Here is a 17452-nt window from a genome sequence, read left to right as displayed (position 1 = left end):
ACAAAGGAAGGCGACGCATGTGCGTCGCCTTCCGCCTACTTCACTCAGGCGACGATGTCGCTGACTGCTGCCTGGCCGACGGTGGTGACCAGGAAGTCCGCCACGCCGTGCCCGGAGAAGTCCACCGACAGGGTGCTGACACCACCGGAGGTGGTGAGGATGGCATCACCCGCCGCGCCGGTGAAGGCGTTGACGAAGTGCAGGCCGGCGCCCTTGGTGATACCGGTCAGATCGATCTTGTCCTGGCCACTGACGAAATCCATGATCTGGTCGGCCGCACCCGGCTTGGAGTCGGTGCTGGCACCGAACACGAAGGTGTCCGAACCGGAACCGCCCCACAGCTTATCGGCACCGCCGCCACCGTAGATGATGTCGTTGCCGGCACCACCCTTGAGTTCGTTGGCGACGTTGTTACCGATCAGCAGGTCGTTGCCCGAACCACCGATGGCGTTCTCCACGGTCACACCCTTGGCAATGGAAACGTTGCCGATCAGGCCACCAACGTCGGAGAACGAAGTCTCATTGAGGTTGATTTTCTGATTCTGGGTAAAACCGGAGAAATCCAGGGTGTCATTGCCACCACCGTCCCACACCGAGAACACCAGCTTGTCGGCCGACGAGCTCGCGCTGTAGAAATCGCGCCCGGTGTTGGAGTTGAAGCCGTAGGTGGTGTCACCGGCACGGGTGGCGTAGTTGGCTCCGTAGAGCTTCTGGATCGCCGCGATGTCATCGATCAGCGGACCGGATGCATAGGCTTCTACCCCGCCCTTGCTGAAGTTCTGGCTGGTATTGCTTTCACTCCAGTAGCTCATGATGCTGTAGCCGCGGGTGTCCTGCCCGTAGGTCGCATCCTTGTAGGTCGGGTTGCCGTTCCCGGCGTTGTAGTCGCCAGGGTGGGCCAGGCCCAGGGTGTGGCCGATCTCGTGGGTCAGGGTCTGACGGCCATAGTTGTTCAGGTCCGGGGTCTTGTTCGGGGTATAGCTGCTGTTGATCAGGTACCACGAAGTACCGTCATAACCCGCGCCAGTGCCCGGCAGGTAGGCAAATGCCGCTGCGCCATCCTGGCCGCCGCTGTAGTTGCCGAAGGTCATGTGGCCGTCACCACCGGAGGCCTTCTCGGTGAAGACAACGTTGGCCACATCGGCCCAGGATTGCATGGCCAGCACGGCCTGGGCTTTCTGCTGGGCGTTGAACTGGCTGAACCCGGAGATACCATGCTTGTTCATGGTGGCCTGGGTCGCCGAGGTCAGGAAGGTATAGGTCAGATCGATCTTGCCATTGCCGTTCAGGTCCTTGTAGGAAGCACCATCACGCAGGATCTGCGTGGCAGCCTGGTCGACCGAGAACGAAGGTTTGCCATTGACCGTGAGATTGCCGCCACGATCGTACTGGTGGCTGAAGCTATTGACCTGGTTATAAGCCGAACTTGCTGCTGCCAGTGGCACCAGTTGTTGTTCAGCTGCATCAATAGCGTCATTCACTTTTACTTTCGACATAAACACACTTCCTTGTAATCAATGGAACAGTTTTTGTCCGATAGCGACAATCCCTGGCGAGATCGTCCTATCACTCGCCCTAAGTAGGCGCAAGGAAACTGACACAATTTGAAATCGGGCGTCCACTACTTTTTTGACGTCAAATTCCACTGTTCCGCAAAACTCCAGCAAACAATGACTGCCCAGTCAAAATATTCCCTTTTCAATTGCTGGACAGCACTCATTGTCTGACAATCTACAATTTAATTATTAAATATCGCTCCTGTTGAATTATGCCGACTGTGTCTCAATTTTCTGGTACTTGCTTATTGTTCCAACCACGGAGTTGCAGTGCATTCCTCAATATTTGTGGGGTCAGGGCCGGTACTTGCACGCCGTCCTCGCTGGTCATCGGCTCGCCGGCCAGCAAGGCATTGATGATCGCCTCTTCCACCGCTTCGGCGGCAGCGCTGAACAGCGGCGAAATATGGTCGTTGTTGAGCATTGCCAGCGGTGAAGTGAAGCCCAGATCCTTGCGCGCATAGTCCGCCGCCGGCAGGTCCCGGTTTCCCGTGGCAAAGGCCAGGAAGATATCGCCGCTGGAATCCTCGGTACCGCCGCCGGTACGTGCGATACCGACGGACGCTCTCTGGGCCAGCCGTTGGCACTGGTGCGGCAACAGCGGCGCATCGGTGGCCAGGATCACCACGATCGAGCCCATGCCCGGGGTTCCGCGCTCGGCGAAGGGCGAGACGATATCGCGCAGTTGGCGCCCTACTGGATAACCATCGACCCGCAGCTCCTCGCGCTTGCCATGGTTGGCCTGGACCAGCGCGCCGACGGTGTAGCCGCCCTGCTCCGGCGCCAGGCGCCGGGACGCGGTGCCGATCCCGCCCTTGAACTCATGGCAGATCATCCCCGTGCCACCGCCCACCGCACCCTCGTCCACCGGCCCGGATTCGGCCAGGGCCGACGCTTCGCGCACCTGCTGCGGCCCCACATGCTGGCCCCAGATATCGTTCAGCAGGCCGTCGAAGGTTTCCATCACCACCGGCATGCACCAGTACACCGAAGGATCGGCCAGTTCCTCGCGCTCCAGGGCGATCAGCGCATCGCGCACCACGCCCACGCTATGGGTGTTGGTGATGGCGATCGGCGTGGTCAGGGTGCCCGCCTCGCGGATCCATTCCAGGCCCGTGGCATCACCATTGCCATTGAGTACATGGCAACCGGCGAAACACGGCTGCAGGCGCGCATGCCCGGCGCGCGGCTGGATCAGCGTGACGCCGGTGCGCACCTGCTTGCCGTCGATCTCGGTCTTGAGGGTGCTGTGGCCGACCCGCACCCCCGGAACATCGGTGATCGCATTGAACGGGCCAGGTGTTCCCAGCCCCAGGCTGATGCCCGCTTGACGTGCTCGCATAACCACTCCTTACAGTTTCTGGAACGCCGGGCTGTACCGGCCATTGGTGCCATAGAGGATCACCGACAGCGCCAGCAGGCCGATGATCACCATGATGTCGCGCAGGGACGCATCGAGAAACAGGTTGACCAGCAGGTACCCGGCACCGATCACCGCCAGCAGGGCCGGCAACGGCCACAGCGGCATGCGATAGGGATGCTCGCGATCGCGTAGCAGGACCCGGCTCATCAATGCACTGAGGGCCACCACCAGGTACACCAGCATGATCAACAGCACGCTGAAGGACGTCAGGTCCGCCAGGTTCGAGCTGAAGCTGAGCACCGCCGAGGGAATCGCCAGGAACAGCGTGGCCAGCCAGGGCGAATCCCAGCGCGGATGGATGCGGGTGAACAGGCGATTGATGCCTGGCGTCCACAGGGCATCGCGACCGCTGCTGAACACCACCCGGCCGATCTGGATGACGATGGCGACGATGGCGTTGAACACCGAGAGGAAGATCCCGGCGCTGACCACCCGGGCCAGGGTTTCGTTGCCGTGGCTGGTGAGCAGGTAGCCGATGGGATCGGGGCTGGCGAGCATCTGGCTCAGCGAAGGCGCGCCGATGAACAGCGCGGTGAGCGGCACCAGCTCGATGATCACCACCAATACCAGGGACCAGAGCACCGCCTTGTGCACCCCGCGCCCGCCGCACTTCATGTCTTCGGCCAGCAACACCGCCGGACCGTAGCCGTTATAGGAGAACAGGCCGATACCCACCGCGCCGATCACCAGGGCCCAGGGCGCCAGTTGCAGCACCCCATGGTCGACGATCTGCGGCTGCAGCAGGATGCTCACCGGCTGGCTGGCGTTGCCGAACCCCAGCCAGACGATCACCAGCAACGCCGCCACTTCCAGCAACAGGCAGGTGCCGGTGATCCAGGCATTGAGCTTGATGTTGAGAATCCCCAGCAGGTAGCTGCAGGTGACGATCACCAGCGCCACGGTCTGGGAATCGTACTGGGTGCCCAGGGCATTGTTCAGGTAAGTGGCGGCACCCGTGGCCAGTACCGGCGGGATGAACAGCAACATCACCAGCACCGTGAGGAAGGTCGCGTAGCCGGCCAGTCCGCCGAACACCCGCTTGGCATACACATACTCGCCGCCGGCGCTGTTGTGGGCCCGGCCCAGCTCGGCGTAGCAGAAGGCGAACATCAGCGCCAGCAACCCGGCCATGACGAAGGCCAGGAACACCCCGCTGCCGGCTTGGTGGATGGCGAAGGGGGCGATCACGAACACCGAGCTGGCGGGGGTCACGCCAGACACGGTGATGGCCACCACATCGAACACGCTCAAGGTGGGTTTCAGCGCGCCATCGGGCGCGGAGGGAGAGCTCATATCGTTATCCTCGTGCTTATTGTTGGTCTGAGGCAGGAACGAGATTCATCGGGCGGGTGCGCTCTGGGTCGCACTTGACCGCAGCTACTCTAGGCAGTGGCGCGATGGCGAGAAATTCCCCTATTGGAGTACTCCCCCTTGACGGCATCCGGCAAATCGACGAAACCCTGCCAGGACACTTGCAATAGACCTTGGAGTAAAACCTTTGAGTAACCTGTTCAGGGAAGTCGGCCTGCACGCCAGCCTGGGGCGTACCCTCTCGCTGATCGGCCACCCACGCCTGTGGAAGCAGTTGATCCTGCTGTTGCACCAGGCCACGCCGTTCGACAACGCCCTGGCGATCTTCTACCCGGTGGACGGCCCGCCCCGGGCGCTGGAGGAGTACGACGCCGAACCCAGCAGCAAGCCGGCGTCGATGCTCACCTACCTCAATGGCCTGTATCTGCTGGATCCGTTTTTCCAGGCCTGTCGCGAGGGCTACCCCAGCGGCCTGTACCGTCTCGAAGAGGTGGCGCCGGACCACTTTCGCCAGAGCGAGTACTTTCTCAACTACTTTCACGACAACGTGCTGGAGGACGAAGTGCAGTTCATCCTGCAACTGCCTGGGGCCGGCACCCTGTCGCTGTCACTGGGCAGCCAGCGGTTGTTCAGCAGCGAAGCCATCGGCCAGCTCACCACCTTCGCCGCCTGGGTGTTGCCCCTCATGGAACAGCACTGGCAGCACAGCCAGGCCCGCCCGCAACTGCCGGCCGCCGAGGAAATGGCCAGCCAGATCCGCGATGCCCTGAGCCATTTCGGCAGTGGCGTGCTGTCGGAGCGGGAACTGGAGATCGCCCGGCTGATCCTGCGCGGTTTTTCCTCCAAGGCCATGGCCGAACGCTTGAAGATCTCCCCGGACACCGTCAAGGTCCACCGCCGGCACCTCTACGCCAAGCTGGACATCTCCAGCCAACCGGAGCTGTTCTCGTTGTTCATCCAGTCCCTGGGCCACGACCTGGAAAACCCCTGAGCCCGCGGCCGCTGCGCACCCGTGCGCAGCCTGCGGCAGCGGCTACACGCAGCACGAACTGTAGCCGCTGCTGAGCCTGCGAAGCTGCGACAAGGCCCACAGGGCCTTCTGGGGATCGCCTCGTCCCACGGACGCCGGCGGCAAAACGCCCTCAGGCATTCAATGAACGCGCGCGATAGTCCCGGGGCGACTGCTCGAAGTGTTTCTTGAAGGTGCGGCTGAAATGCGCCGAATCGGTGAAGCCCCACTTGAAGGCTATATCGGTGATCGATTCGTTGCGCAGGTGCGGATTGCTCAGGTCCGCCGCACTGCGCTTGAGCCGCGAACGCTGGATGAAGCGACAGACACTGTCGCCCTGCTCCTCGAACAGTCGGTACAACTGGCGCACCGAGATGTTCAGCTGGCCGGCCAGGGCCACCGGGGTCAGCCCCGGCTCGTTGAGCGATTGCTGGATCAGTTGCCGGGCCTGCTCGCGCAGGCACTGGCCATGCAGGGTTTCATCGTGACCGGCAAGGCTGTCGGCGGTCTGGCGCAGGGTCGGGCCGAGCAAGGCGATCAGCGCCTCCTGCAAGGCCTGGCCCTCCTGTTGCGCCGCACAGCCATGCAGGTCGCCGGCGCAGATCTGCTCCACCAGCAGGCGCATCAGCCGGCCACTGGCGCAATTCTGCGACAACTTGCCGAACTTGCGTTGTTGGGCCGGCAGGTGCCGGTAGACCTCCTCCCGGCACAAATGGAACGAGGCATGCTCGATCAAGCCATGGGGCACGATTTCGCAAGCGCCGGCGGAATCCAGCAAGGCCATGTCGCCAGGCGCCAGTTCCACGCTCTCGCCATCCTGGCTCAGGCGCGCATGGCCGCTGCGCTGGACGATCAGGAAACAGTGCCGATCGTCGGCCTGGTCGGCCCGGGTGCCTTGCCGGGAAATCAGCCCGGCATTGGTGCGGATCTGCGCCACCTCCAGCCCGGCATAGTCCTGCAAGCCCACTTCGCCGATGAACAGCGCGGGGTTGTGCGCCGGGCGGGCATCGAAACGACCGCAGACGCCCTGCAGGGCGCCCAGCCAGGAACTGAAACTTTGGGAAGCAAGCACTGTGCACCTCCAGGAGCCGGTTCGGGCCGCCATTGTTTTTATGGCGATATCATTAACATGTTATCTATTTGCCAGGCAAGGCGCCCGGCAGCAGGAATAACCTGTCACGGCTCAAGCAGGGGTCGTGCCAATGGACGCTTCAGTAATCCGCCAGCAAGCGCTGCAGGTGACCGAGGCTGCCCAGCAGCGCCTCTCGTTGCACAGCATTCAAACGGATATAGCGGCGCATGCCTGGCAGGCGATTGACCACCTCGCTGGCGCCGAAGTGCTCCAGGCGCACCTGCCAACCCTGGTCATCGCGGTGCAGCTCCAGGCGCTTGAAATCCAGGGGCAGCAACTCGGCCAGCAGCTGTGGGTCCTGGCACAGGCGCTGGAGAAGGGGCGCCCAGCCGGCCTGCTCGCCGTCACGCACGCGAGCGGCAAGCCCCTGGCGGCGAATTGCCCCGGTATGGCGCAAGCTGATGCGCGCCCGACCCGGGCCGGCAGCGGGCACCCGCATCTGCCATTGGCACACCACGATATGCATCAGGAACTGCGCCTGGGGGCACTCCGCCACTTCGAACTCCAGGCCGCGCCGAGGGCAACGAAAGCGCCCCTGGGCTGCGCCCTGGCTAACATAGTCGAGCCCCGCCAAATCCCGGCGCAACTGGCCCAGGGTCAGCCCCGGGCGATAACCCGAGGGTGGCCGGTGCCACAGTTCAAAGAGGTTTTGTCGCCAGCTTGAAAGGTTCATCGGCCACCTCCTGCCGAGGGTTCGGGAGATCTTCCGGGGCCAGGCCCAGGGCCTGTTCCAGCACCTCTTCCACCGGTACCGGGCGAAACGGATTGACCTTCTGCACCACCAGGGTCCAGAGCAGCGCATACGCCGCGGTCAGGCCCAGCATGCTGCCGAACGGCAAGTAGATGTCCCTCGGGTTCATCCCCGGTGGAGTGATGAACCACATGCCCAGCAGGATGCCCACCGAAGAAAGGATCTGCGGCAGTGGGAACCACGGCGACTTGTAGGGCCGTGGCAGGTCCGGCCGGCGAATGCGCAGCATCACCACCGACAGCGTGACCAGCAGATACGCCGTGCTCCAGGCACAAACCGCCGCCAGCACCAGGTGCATGATGCTGTCGGTGCTGCCGCCCAGCCACCAGGCGTGCAGGCAAGGAATCAGCACCGCCACGGCGATGCACAGCAATGGCGTCTTGAAGCGCGGATGCAGGTAGGTGAATACCTTCGGCAAGGCGCCGTCCTGGGCCATGCCATAGAGGATGCGCGGCAACCCGGCCATCAGCGTATTGATGGTAGCGGCACCGGCGAACAGCAGGCCGATCCCCAGCCAGATACGCCCGAACGGCCCCATGATCTGCTCGGCGAAATGCGGGATGGCCATGGGTGTCTCCAGCAGGTGCACGCTGCCGTCCTCGCTCAGGGCGACGTTGGCCACCTGGCGCTTCATCGCCGCGCCATAGATGAACATGCACACCGCCACCCCCACCAATCCCAGGGCCATGGCCCGGGGAATGGTCCGCGCGGCCTTGCGTACGTCCGGGGTCAGGGGCGTGACGAACTCGCAGCCGACGAACATGAACATCGCCATGCCTACCAGGGACAGGATGGTGGGCAGGTCGGTGCCCACCGTGGAAGCGCCGAACCAGCCATCGAGCTGCACCGCCGGGGCCTTGAGGACGCCCATCACGCCGAAGATGATCAGGGTGCTCCACATGCCGAATGTCAGGATCACCTCGGCGCGGCTGAAGGCCGTGATCCCCACCGCGTTGAGCAGGCCGAAGAACAACACCAGCCCCACCCCCACCAGCCAGGCGCTGCCGCTCTGCTCCAGCAGGGTATTGAGGGACTCGAAATTGACCAGGGCCATGACCCCGCTGAGGATGGTTTCCGCGGTGCCGGCGAACACGTGGACGATCAGGTAGGCCGACAGGGTGCCGGTGATGGCGAAGAAACGCCCCAGGCCGCAGGCCAGGTAGTCATAGACCGAACCGTTGGTGGGCAACAGGCAGGCCGCTTCGGCGAAGGTGGTGGACTGCGCCAGCATCATCAGCAGGGCGATCACCATGGCCGCGGCGAAGGCCCCGCCGCCGATGCCGAAACCGGTGGTGGCGGTGAGGATCACCGGGCTGGCCATGATCAGGCCCACGGCACTGGCCAGGGCCGTGGGAAAACCGACGACACCCTGGTGCAGGTGCCGGTTGAGTCTGTCGTTGAGCGACATGCTGGTAAACCTCGAAAGCATGGGTTGATGATTATTGTTCTAGGCATTTCAAGGGCACGCGCGGCCGCCATGCTCGGCTGTCTGGCGCAGCCTGGAGTCGTCCCGCAGGGCTGGCCTGCGAGGTCTGGCTCAATAGCAGGCCGTTGAAAAACGTAGGCGAGGCAACCAGCGCAAGGCGAAAACAGGCGAAAAAGCGCAGTTTACGAGTGGTAAATGAGCATTTTGAGCCTGTTTTCAACGCAGCGATGGCAACACAGGTAGTTTTTCAACGGCCTGATAGGCGATGCACACCGACTTGTTCTCGGTATAGGCCTCGATGGCCGCATGGCCCATCTCGCGACCGATACCGGACTGCTTGTAGCCACCGAAGGGCATCGAGGGGTCGAGCATGTTGTGGGTGTTGACCCAGACCGTACCAGCCTTGATCTGCGGGATCAGTCCCATGACCTGCCCCAGGTCGTTGGACCAGATGCTCGCGCCCAGGCCGTACTGGTTGTCGTTGGCCAGCGCCACGACCTCTTCCAGGGTGTCGAAAGGCATGGCGACCACCACCGGGCCGAAGATTTCCTCGCGCACCAGCTGCTGCCCGGCCTGCACATCGGCCACCACCGTGGGCCTGACATAGAAGCCGCGCTCGCCAAAGGGCGTACCACCACACAGCACCCGCGCGCCCTCCTCGACTCCGCGCTCGACCATCTGCAGTACCCGGCGCTGCTGCTTGGCCGAGATCAGCGGGTTGATCTGCGCCTGTTCGTCCAGGCCCGGGCCGATGCTCAGCGAGCCGGCAATGGCCACCAACCGGTCGAGCACCTGCTGATAGATGCCGCGCTGGATGTACAGCCGCGAACCAGCGGTACAAACCTGGCCCTGGTTGAAGAAGATCGCCGCACTGGCGCCAGCGGCAGCGGTGTCCGGATCGCAGTCATCGAGCACGATCACCGGCGATTTGCCACCCAGTTCCAGGGAAAATCGAGTCATGTTGTCCACCGCCGCATGGCCGATCAGCTTGCCCACCTGGGTCGAGCCGGTGAAGGCCAGCTTGTCGATGCCCGGATGGGCCGCCAGCGCCGCCCCGGCCCCTGCACCAGTGCCGGTCACCACGTTGACCACCCCAGGGGCGATGCCCGCCTCCAGGCACAACTGGCCCAGGCGCAGCGCGGTGAGCGGGGTCTCGTCCGCCGGCTTGAGCACCACGGTGCAACCGCAGGCCAGGGCCGGAACGATCTTCCAGATGGCCATCAGCAGCGGGAAGTTCCACGGCACGATGGCCCCCACCACGCCCACCGGCTCCGGCACCGTGTAGGCCCGGTACTGCGCGCCGGGCACTGCGGCGATGGACACATCCAGGCTCTTGCCCTCGATCTTGGTCGCCCAGCCGGCCATGTAGCGGGTGAACTCCGCCGCCGCGCCCACTTCCAGGGCCCGGGCCAGGTGGATCGACTGGCCGTTGTTGAGGGTTTCCAGTTGCGCCAGCTCCTCGCCATTGGCCTCGAGCAAATCCGCCAGTTTCAGCAACAGGCGTTCGCGATCGGCCGGGCGCTGGGCTTTCCAGCTACCTTCGAAGGCGCGCCGGGCAGCGCCCACCGCCAGGTCGATGTCGGCCTGGGCGGCCATGGCCACTTCGGTCAATTGCTCGCCGGTGGCCGGGTTATGGACCGGCATCCGCGCCCCGGAGAGCGCCGGGCGGCTATGGCCGTCGATCAGCAGGCCGTGCTGGCTGTCTATGAATGCGGCGACACGTGGGTCGATGGCAACGCTCATCGTCAATCCTCTTGGTTGTACCTGTTGACCGAGACTCTGAGCCCAAAGCCCGATGCCGTCTTGATCCTGGCTGCCGCAAAACTTGGCGCTGGCTGCCAAGCCCGACAGGCTCGACAAACACCTGGCAGCCTGGATCAAATGCCCTGGCACACAGAGGCAAGCAACACGTCGGCCAATCGCGCCCTAATGGCCCCAAGCTGTTCGAGCCCTATCAGGAGATCCAACGTGAGCCAAACAAGCCATTTCTGGCATCCCATGCTGCACCCCAACGAGATGAAGCAACGCGAGCCGATCCGCATCGTGCGCGGCGATGGCTGCTATGTGTACGACGACCAGGGCCGTCAACTGGTGGATGGCGTGGCCGGGTTGTGGAACGTCAACGTTGGCCACAACCGCAAGGAAGTGAAGGCGGCCATCACCGCCCAGCTCGATGAGCTGGAGTACTTCCAGCTGTTCGACGGGGTCAGCCATCCCCGCGCCGAGGAGCTGTCGCGGGTCTTGATGAACCTGCTGGAGCCTGAAGACATGCGCCGCGTAGCCTTCAGCTCGGGCGGCTCGGACGCTATCGAAAGCGCCCTGAAGCTGGCTCGCCAGTACTGGAAGCTCGAGGGCCAGGCCGATCGCACCAAGTTCATTTCCCTGCGCCAGGGCTACCATGGCACCCACTTCGGTGGCGCCTCGGTCAACGGCAACACGGTGTTCCGGCGCAACTACGAGCCGCTGCTGCCCGGTTGCTACCACATCGACACCCCGTGGCTGTACCGCAACCCCTACAGCCAGGACCCGGAGGAGCTGGGCAAGATCTGCGCCGACCTGCTGGAGCGGGAAATCCAGTTCCAGAGCCCGGACACCGTGGCGGCCTTCATCGCCGAACCGATCCAGGGCGCGGGCGGGGTCATCGTGCCGCCGGCCAACTACTGGCCATTGATCCGCGAGGTTTGCGACAAGTACGGCGTGCTGTTGATCGCCGACGAAGTGGTCACCGGCTTCGGCCGCAGCGGCTCGATGTTCGGCAGCCGCCTGTGGGGGGTCAAGCCGGACATCATGTGCCTGGCCAAGGGCATCACCTCGGGCTACATCCCCCTGGGCGCCACCGTGGTCAACCGGCGGATCGAGGAAGCTTTCGAGAAGAACGGCAACTTCACCGGCGCCATCATGCACGGCTACACCTACGCCGGGCATCCGGTGGCCTGCGCCGCGGCCCTGGCCTGCCTGGACATCGTGGTCAAGGAAGACCTGCCGGCCAACGCGGCGAAGATGGGCGACTACCTGCTGGCCAAGCTGCAGCCGTTCGTCGAGCGCTTCGACAGCGTTGGCGAAGTGCGTGGCCAGGGCCTGATGGTGGCCCTGGACCTGGTGGCCGACAAGAGCACCCGCGAGCCCATCGACCCCACCAGCGGCTACGCCAACCAAGTGGCGCAGATCGCCCGGGAACACGGGGTCATGGTGCGCCCGGTGGGCACCAAGATCATTCTCTCGCCGCCTCTGGTGATCCAGCCGGCGCAGGTGGATGTCATCGTCGACGCCCTCGCCCAGGGCCTGAGCCAGGCCCGGCGCTGACCGGCCCACCGGCCCTACCCGCCCCCCCCCCGGCACTCTCCAATGGCCGGCCGCCATCGCGCGGCCCGCTACCTGCGCCAGCCCCGAGCCCCTGCCCAGCGGGCAGCCAGGAGTCTTCCATGCACGCAGTCGCCATGCCCCATGAACTGGGCCAACGCTGCATCGCCGCCTTCACCCAGGTAGTACCCGCCAGCCTCTGCGCCTTCTACCGCATCGACCCACAGCTGCAAGCCCAAGACTTCGCGCTGTACCGCATGCCCGAGCAAATGCACCAGGCCTACCTGCAACGCTATCGGCGCTACGACCCGCTGCAACCACAGCTGTGCGCGGCCGCCGGGCGCCCGGTGCTGTCGCTGCACATGGGCATGGCCCGCCAGGATCGTCACGACACCCTGGTGTACCAGGGCTTCCTGCAGCGCCACGGAGTGCTGGATGTGGTGGAGATCCTGGCCTGCGACAAACAGCGCCCCATCGCCGGGCTTTCGCTGCTACGCGACGCCAGCCTCGGGCGCTTCAGCAACGATGAGCTGACCACCCTGCAAGCCTTGCAGGGGCTGCTGGAAATCGCCGCCCGGGCCCCGTGCCCCGAGGCCGACCCGCGCTTGGCCGGGCTGACGCCCCGTGAACGGGAAATCGCCTGGCTGCTGCGCGACGGCGCGGACAACAAGACCATCGCTCGGCGCCTGGACCTGGGCCTGCCCACGGTCAAGACCCACCTGATCAACCTGTTCCGCAAGGTCGGCGCGGGCAACCGCACCGAACTGGTAAGCACGCTGTTCCTCAGGACTCAACCATCCGGTTGATGGGCAGGCGCCGCACCAGGCCCGAACATGCAGCTCTACGACAACGCACAAGAGCCTTGCCATGAACCAGCAACCTGAATGGATCACCGTCGGCGCCCTGGCCGACGGGTTTGCCGGCGACAACCACATCCTCCCCGCCCGCGACGACTTGGCCGGGCGCCACCTGACCCTGCACTTCGACAACGGCTGGCAGATCGAGCATCGCTTCGGCGCCGCCACCCTGAGCTGGAACAACATTGGCGAAAGCGCCGGCGAGGATTTGGCCTACCGCGCCACCTCGCTGCGCCCCGGCCTGTACCTGGTGGATTTTCTCAAGCAGGACCAGGGCGCCACCCATTCGGTGAGCCTGGTCCTGGACCTGGAGCGCCAGTGCTTCACCGCCGTCCTCGGGCAGATGCCCAGCCGTGACGAAACCCGGACCGATCTGTTCAGTCGGGCCCTGGCCGGCGGCGAGCTGACCAGCGTCAAGGCGCAGTTCCTGCACGGTGCCATCGACCGGCCATGCACCGCCGACACGCCACGGCACGCCCCCACAGAGGAACTGATCGGCCTGCGCAACCAGTACGTCTACAGCGCCAGCGAAGCCTACGAACACGTCTACCTCAATGCCGACTTCTACAGCTGGCAGTGCCTCAAGGGCGTCGAGCAAGGGTTGGCGGACACCGACCGCTGCCACTACTACAAGGTCGCCGAGCAGCTGTACCTGTTCGTCTGGCGGGAAAAGATCGTCCCGACCCTGGGCCTGGTGCTGATCGACCTCGCAGCCGGGCGCAGCGACGGCAAGATCTTCGGCTACCAGGGCGCGGACTTCGAAAGTTTCGCCAACTTCCCGGTGGGCGCCCTGGCCCGGGTGCTCAATCGCACCAGCCATTCCTGAGCCTTTGCCACCGCACATTTTTCACAGGACCTTGCCATGACCCTGGGACTCGACCTGCAACGCGTCGCCGACTGCTACCAGAGCGAACTGCAACTGTTTGCCGAGCGCCATCCACGCTCCGGCGCCTTCTACCGCCAGAACCTCGAGCATTGGCTCTACGGTGCCCCGCTGCACTGGATGCAGCAGTGGCCCGGCTCATACCCGATCATGGTGGCCGATGCCCAGGGTGCGACCCTGACCGACTGCGATGGCCGGCAGTACGTCGACTTCGCCCTGGGCGACACCGGGGCCATGTTCGGCCACGCCCAACCGGTGGTGGCAGCAGCCATCGCCGAGCAAGCGCGGCATGGCTCGACCCTGATGCTGCCCACCGCCGACAGCCTGTGGGTCGGCCAGGAGCTGAGCCGGCGCTTCAAGCTGCCCTATTGGCAGGTCACCACCTCGGCCACCGATGCCAATCGCTTCGTCTTGCGCCTGTGCCGGATGATCACCGGCCGGCAGAAAGTGCTGGTGTTCAATTGCAACTACCACGGCAGCGTCGACGAGTCCCAGGTGGAGTTCGACGCCGGCGGCCAGATGATTCCCCGCGAAGGCGTGCATGCCAACGGCCTGCATCACCAGGCCACCACCCGCCTGGTGGAGTTCAACGACCTGCCGGCCCTGGAAGCGGCCCTGGCCCATGGCGACGTGGCCGCGGTACTGACCGAACCCTTCATGACCAACGTCGGCATGGTGCCGCCGGCGCCGGGATTCCATGATGGCCTGCGGCAACTGACCCGGCGCTACGACGTGCCGCTGATCATCGACGAAACCCATACCCTGTCCTGTGGCCCTGGCGGCTACTGCGGCGAGCATGGCCTGGAACCGGACTTCTTCGTCCTCGGCAAGTGCATCGCCGGGGGCATTCCCACCGCGGTCTGGGGCGCCAGCCAAGCCATGGCCGAGCGGATCTGGCAGGTCCTGCCGCACTTTACGCCGGGCCAGGCGATCAACCATTTCGGCTTCGGCGGCACCCTGGCCGGCAACGCCCTGCAGATGGCCGCCATGCGCGCCACCTTCAGCGAGGTGATGAACGAGGCCAACTACCAACGTATGTTCCAGCTGGCCGAACGCCTGCGGGCCGGGGTCGAGGCGATCATCCAGCGCCACCGCCTGCCCTGGCACGTGACCCGCATCGGCGCCCGGGTCGAGTACCTGTTCATGCCCCATGCCCCGCGCAACGGCGGCGAAGCCCACCATGCGCGGCACGGGCTGATCGAGGCCTACCTGCACCTGTACCTGCTCAATCGCGGGGTGCTGCTGACGCCGTTCCACAACATGGCCCTGCTGTGCCCCAGCGCCAGCGAGGAGCAGGTGGACCTGCACAACCGCCTGCTGGATCAGTGCCTGGCCCAGGTGCTGCCGGGAGCAGCTTCATGAGCGGCGCACAGGCAGGACGCATCGCCCTGGTCACCGGCTCCGGCCAGGGCATCGGCCGGGCCATCGCCCAGCTGTTCGCCGCCCAGGGTGCCAAGGTGATGCTGGCCACCCGCAGCGCCGCCGCCGGCGCCGAGACCCTGCGCCTGATCCGCGAGGCCGGCGGCTGCGCCGAGCTGCTGGCCATCGACCTGGGTACCCGGGCCGCCGCCGAGCAGGCCGTGGCCGCTACCGAACAGGCCTTCGGCGGCCTCGACCTGCTGCTGCACAACGCAGGGATCTTCCCCATGCAGCGGCTCGCCGAACTGGAGGACGCGACCCTGGACAGCACCCTGGCGGTCAATCTCAAGAGCTGCTTCTGGCTGGCCCGGGCCGCCCTGCCGGCGCTGCGCCGAGCCCAGGACCCGCGGATCGTCGTGACCTCCTCGGTCACCGGGCCGCGCACGGCGATACCCGGGCTGGCCCACTACGCGGCGTCCAAGGCCGGGGTCAACGGGTTCATCCGCGCTGCGGCGCTGGAGCTAGCGGAATACGGGATCACGGTCAATGGCGTCGAGCCGGGGTTGATCGCCACCCAGGCCACCGACAACCTGGGGGATGCCGGTGCCCTGGCCGGGCACATTCCGCTCAAACGCCTGGGCGTGCCCCAGGACATCGCCTGGGCCATGGCCTTCCTGGCCTCCCGGCAGGCTGGTTACATCACCGGGCAGACCCTGGTGGTGGATGGCGGCGCCTTGCTTCCGGAGAACACCCAGATCTAACAGGACGTTGAAAACTACCTGCGTTGCCATCGCGGCGTTAAAACAAGCTGGTGCGCCAGCCCGGTCAAAATGCTCATTCAGCACGCGTAAACTGCGCTTTTTCGCCTGTTTTTGCCTTGCGCTGGCTGCCTCGCCTAGTTTTTTCAACGGCCTGTTAGCGGCTTGGGCTGTCAGTTGCCGCTGCGGATCTTGTTCCACAAACGGGTGCGGAGCCGGTCGATATCCAGCGGCATGGCCTGCAAGGCGAACAGCTTGTCCATCATCGCCGGGCTCGGGTAGATCTTGGGGTCGCCCTTGATCGCCGGATCCACCCGGCTGTCGGCTTGCTGGTTGCCATTGGCGTAATGCACGTGGTTGCTGACTTCGGCCATCACCTCGGGACGCAGCAGGTAGTCCATGTAGGCGTAGCCGGCCTTCTCATCCGGGGCATCCACCGGCATGGCCACCATGTCGAACCACAGCGGCGAGCCCTCCCGGGGAATCGAGTAACCGATCTGGATACCGTTGCCGGCCTCCTTGGCGCGGCTTTCGGCCTGCAGGATGTCTCCGGAAAAGCCCACTGCCACGCAGATGTTGCCGTTGGCCAGGTCGCTGGTGTACTTCGAGGAATGGAAATAGCTCACATAAGGCCGGACCTTCATCAGCAAGGCTTCGGCCTTTTTGTAGTCCGCCGGATTCTTGCTGTGGTGCGCCAACCCCAGGTAGTTCAGGGCCGCCGGTATCAGTTCCGGGCCGTTATCCAGGATCGCCACCCCGCACTTCTGCAACTTCTGCATGTACTCGGGCTTGAAGATCAGGTCCCAGGAATCCAATGGTGCATCGTCCCCGAGCACTGCCTTGACCTTGGCCACGTTGTAGCCGATGCCCGTGGTGCCCCAGAGGTAGGGGAAGCCGTACTGGTTGCCCGGGTCATTGACCTCAAGGGCCTTGAGCAGCACCGGGTTGAGGTTCTGCCAGTTGGGTAATTGGGTCTTGTCGAGCTTCTTCAGGGCCCCGCTCTGGATCTGCCGGGCCATGAAGTGGTTGGAAGGAAAGACCACGTCGTAACCGGATTTTCCGGTCATCAACTTTCCGTCCAGGGTTTCGTTGCTGTCATAGACGTCGTAGGTGAAACCGATCCCGGTTGCCTTCTGGAACTGGCGGTTGGTGTCCGGTGCAATGTAGTCGGACCAGTTGTAGATCTTCACCGTATCGGCGGCCTGGGCCAGGGCGGCGGCCAGGCACAACGGGCTCAGCAGCAAAGCGCGAGTCTTGCGGGTCATGGAGCGATACCTGTGGTTGGTTTTGTTATTGGCAGGCAGTTGGCGATCAGAAGATCAGGACGTAGGTCTTGCGCACAGTCTCGAGGATGTCCCAGGTCCCGGTGCTGTTGGCCGGCAACATCAAGGCATCGCCGGCCTGGATGTGCACGGTTGCGCCGTTGTCGGGGGTGAAGGTGCAGCGGCCCTGGATGAAGTGGCAGAACTCCTGGGCGACGATCTGCCGTCGCCAGCGTCCTGGCGTGCACTCCCAGATGCCGGTCTCGACCCCGTCGCTGCGCTCCACGGCGGTGACCGAGGTCACGGCCAACGGCTCTCCCAGGGGTACGGCGACCGGAGCCGATTGCTCGAGGATGGCCGTGGCGGTGTTCTTCAATTGCGTGATGCTCATGGTGCTACCTCAGGCGGAAGCGCCGAGCGCATAG

The 17452-nt window shown here is 64.5% G+C and carries 15 protein-coding genes; 6 read left to right on the top strand and 9 right to left on the bottom strand.

Annotated elements, in window-relative coordinates:
* Window positions 1–44: 44 nt before the first annotated feature.
* The 3 genes from AC3WK8_RS16080 to AC3WK8_RS16070 form a co-directional block, all read right to left on the bottom strand.
* Complete coding sequence (locus tag AC3WK8_RS16080; RefSeq protein WP_103325107.1) at window positions 45–1496, bottom strand: serralysin family metalloprotease; 1452 nt, start codon at window positions 1494–1496, stop codon at window positions 45–47.
* Window positions 1497–1782: 286 nt separating this feature from the next.
* Window positions 1783–2898, bottom strand: coding sequence for a DmpA family aminopeptidase (locus tag AC3WK8_RS16075; protein WP_103325106.1), 1116 nt, complete (start codon window positions 2896–2898; stop codon window positions 1783–1785).
* Between the two features lie 9 nt (window positions 2899–2907).
* Window positions 2908–4272 carry an APC family permease gene (locus AC3WK8_RS16070; RefSeq protein ID WP_103325105.1) on the bottom strand — a complete coding sequence of 455 codons (1365 nt, stop codon included), beginning with the start codon at window positions 4270–4272 and terminating at the stop codon, window positions 2908–2910.
* A 205-nt stretch (window positions 4273–4477) separates the two neighbouring features.
* Between AC3WK8_RS16070 and AC3WK8_RS16065 the strand changes: the two genes are divergently transcribed.
* Complete coding sequence (locus AC3WK8_RS16065) at window positions 4478–5281, top strand: helix-turn-helix transcriptional regulator (protein ID WP_022638930.1); 804 nt, start codon at window positions 4478–4480, stop codon at window positions 5279–5281.
* Between the two features lie 151 nt (window positions 5282–5432).
* Here the strand turns inward: AC3WK8_RS16065 and feaR are convergent, their stop codons facing one another.
* The 4 genes from feaR to AC3WK8_RS16045 all read right to left on the bottom strand — a co-directional run bounded on the left by feaR (window position 5433) and on the right by AC3WK8_RS16045 (window position 10351).
* Window positions 5433–6371 (bottom strand): transcriptional regulator FeaR, encoded by a 939-nt coding sequence (gene feaR / locus AC3WK8_RS16060; protein ID WP_085597808.1) that lies wholly within the window; start codon window positions 6369–6371, stop codon window positions 5433–5435.
* 139 nt (window positions 6372–6510) lie between these two features.
* On the bottom strand, window positions 6511–7104 hold the full coding sequence (locus tag AC3WK8_RS16055; RefSeq protein ID WP_103325104.1) for a DUF3156 family protein: 594 nt from the start codon (window positions 7102–7104) through the stop codon (window positions 6511–6513).
* Entirely contained in the window at window positions 7070–8590 is a 1521-nt protein-coding gene (locus tag AC3WK8_RS16050) for an APC family permease (protein ID WP_103325103.1), read from the bottom strand. The genes AC3WK8_RS16055 and AC3WK8_RS16050 overlap by 35 nt, the downstream gene beginning before the upstream one ends.
* Window positions 8591–8824: 234 nt before the next feature.
* On the bottom strand, window positions 8825–10351 hold the full coding sequence (locus AC3WK8_RS16045) for an aldehyde dehydrogenase family protein (RefSeq protein ID WP_103325102.1): 1527 nt from the start codon (window positions 10349–10351) through the stop codon (window positions 8825–8827).
* A 225-nt stretch (window positions 10352–10576) separates the two neighbouring features.
* Here AC3WK8_RS16045 and AC3WK8_RS16040 point away from each other — a divergent pair, with 225 nt between their 5' ends.
* The 5 genes from AC3WK8_RS16040 (at window position 10577) to AC3WK8_RS16020 (ending at window position 15768) form a co-directional block, all read left to right on the top strand.
* Window positions 10577–11911: an aspartate aminotransferase family protein gene (locus AC3WK8_RS16040; protein WP_083456826.1), complete on the top strand. Its 1335-nt coding sequence runs from the start codon at window positions 10577–10579 to the stop codon at window positions 11909–11911.
* Window positions 11912–12030: 119 nt separating this feature from the next.
* On the top strand, window positions 12031–12714 hold the full coding sequence (locus AC3WK8_RS16035) for a helix-turn-helix transcriptional regulator (RefSeq protein WP_103325101.1): 684 nt from the start codon (window positions 12031–12033) through the stop codon (window positions 12712–12714).
* Between the two features lie 61 nt (window positions 12715–12775).
* On the top strand, window positions 12776–13591 hold the full coding sequence (locus tag AC3WK8_RS16030; RefSeq protein ID WP_103325100.1) for a molybdenum cofactor biosynthesis F family protein: 816 nt from the start codon (window positions 12776–12778) through the stop codon (window positions 13589–13591).
* Window positions 13592–13627: 36 nt separating this feature from the next.
* Entirely contained in the window at window positions 13628–15010 is a 1383-nt protein-coding gene (locus AC3WK8_RS16025; protein WP_103325099.1) for an aspartate aminotransferase family protein, read from the top strand.
* Entirely contained in the window at window positions 15007–15768 is a 762-nt protein-coding gene (locus AC3WK8_RS16020; RefSeq protein ID WP_103325098.1) for an SDR family oxidoreductase, read from the top strand. Before AC3WK8_RS16025 ends, AC3WK8_RS16020 begins: the two co-directional genes overlap by 4 nt.
* A 170-nt stretch (window positions 15769–15938) precedes the next feature.
* On the opposite strand, the gene AC3WK8_RS16015 is transcribed toward AC3WK8_RS16020, so the two are convergent.
* The gene (locus AC3WK8_RS16015; RefSeq protein WP_103325097.1) at window positions 15939–17030 is read right to left on the bottom strand and encodes a polyamine ABC transporter substrate-binding protein; all 1092 of its coding nucleotides are present in this window, start codon (window positions 17028–17030) and stop codon (window positions 15939–15941) included.
* A gap of 46 nt (window positions 17031–17076) precedes the next feature.
* Window positions 17077–17418 (bottom strand): cupin domain-containing protein, encoded by a 342-nt coding sequence (locus tag AC3WK8_RS16010; RefSeq protein ID WP_022639895.1) that lies wholly within the window; start codon window positions 17416–17418, stop codon window positions 17077–17079.
* Window positions 17419–17452: the final 34 nt, after the last annotated feature.

This window comes from Pseudomonas sp. FW507-12TSA, from assembly GCF_058781435.1.
This window is presented reverse-complemented; position numbering and strand designations above follow the sequence as displayed.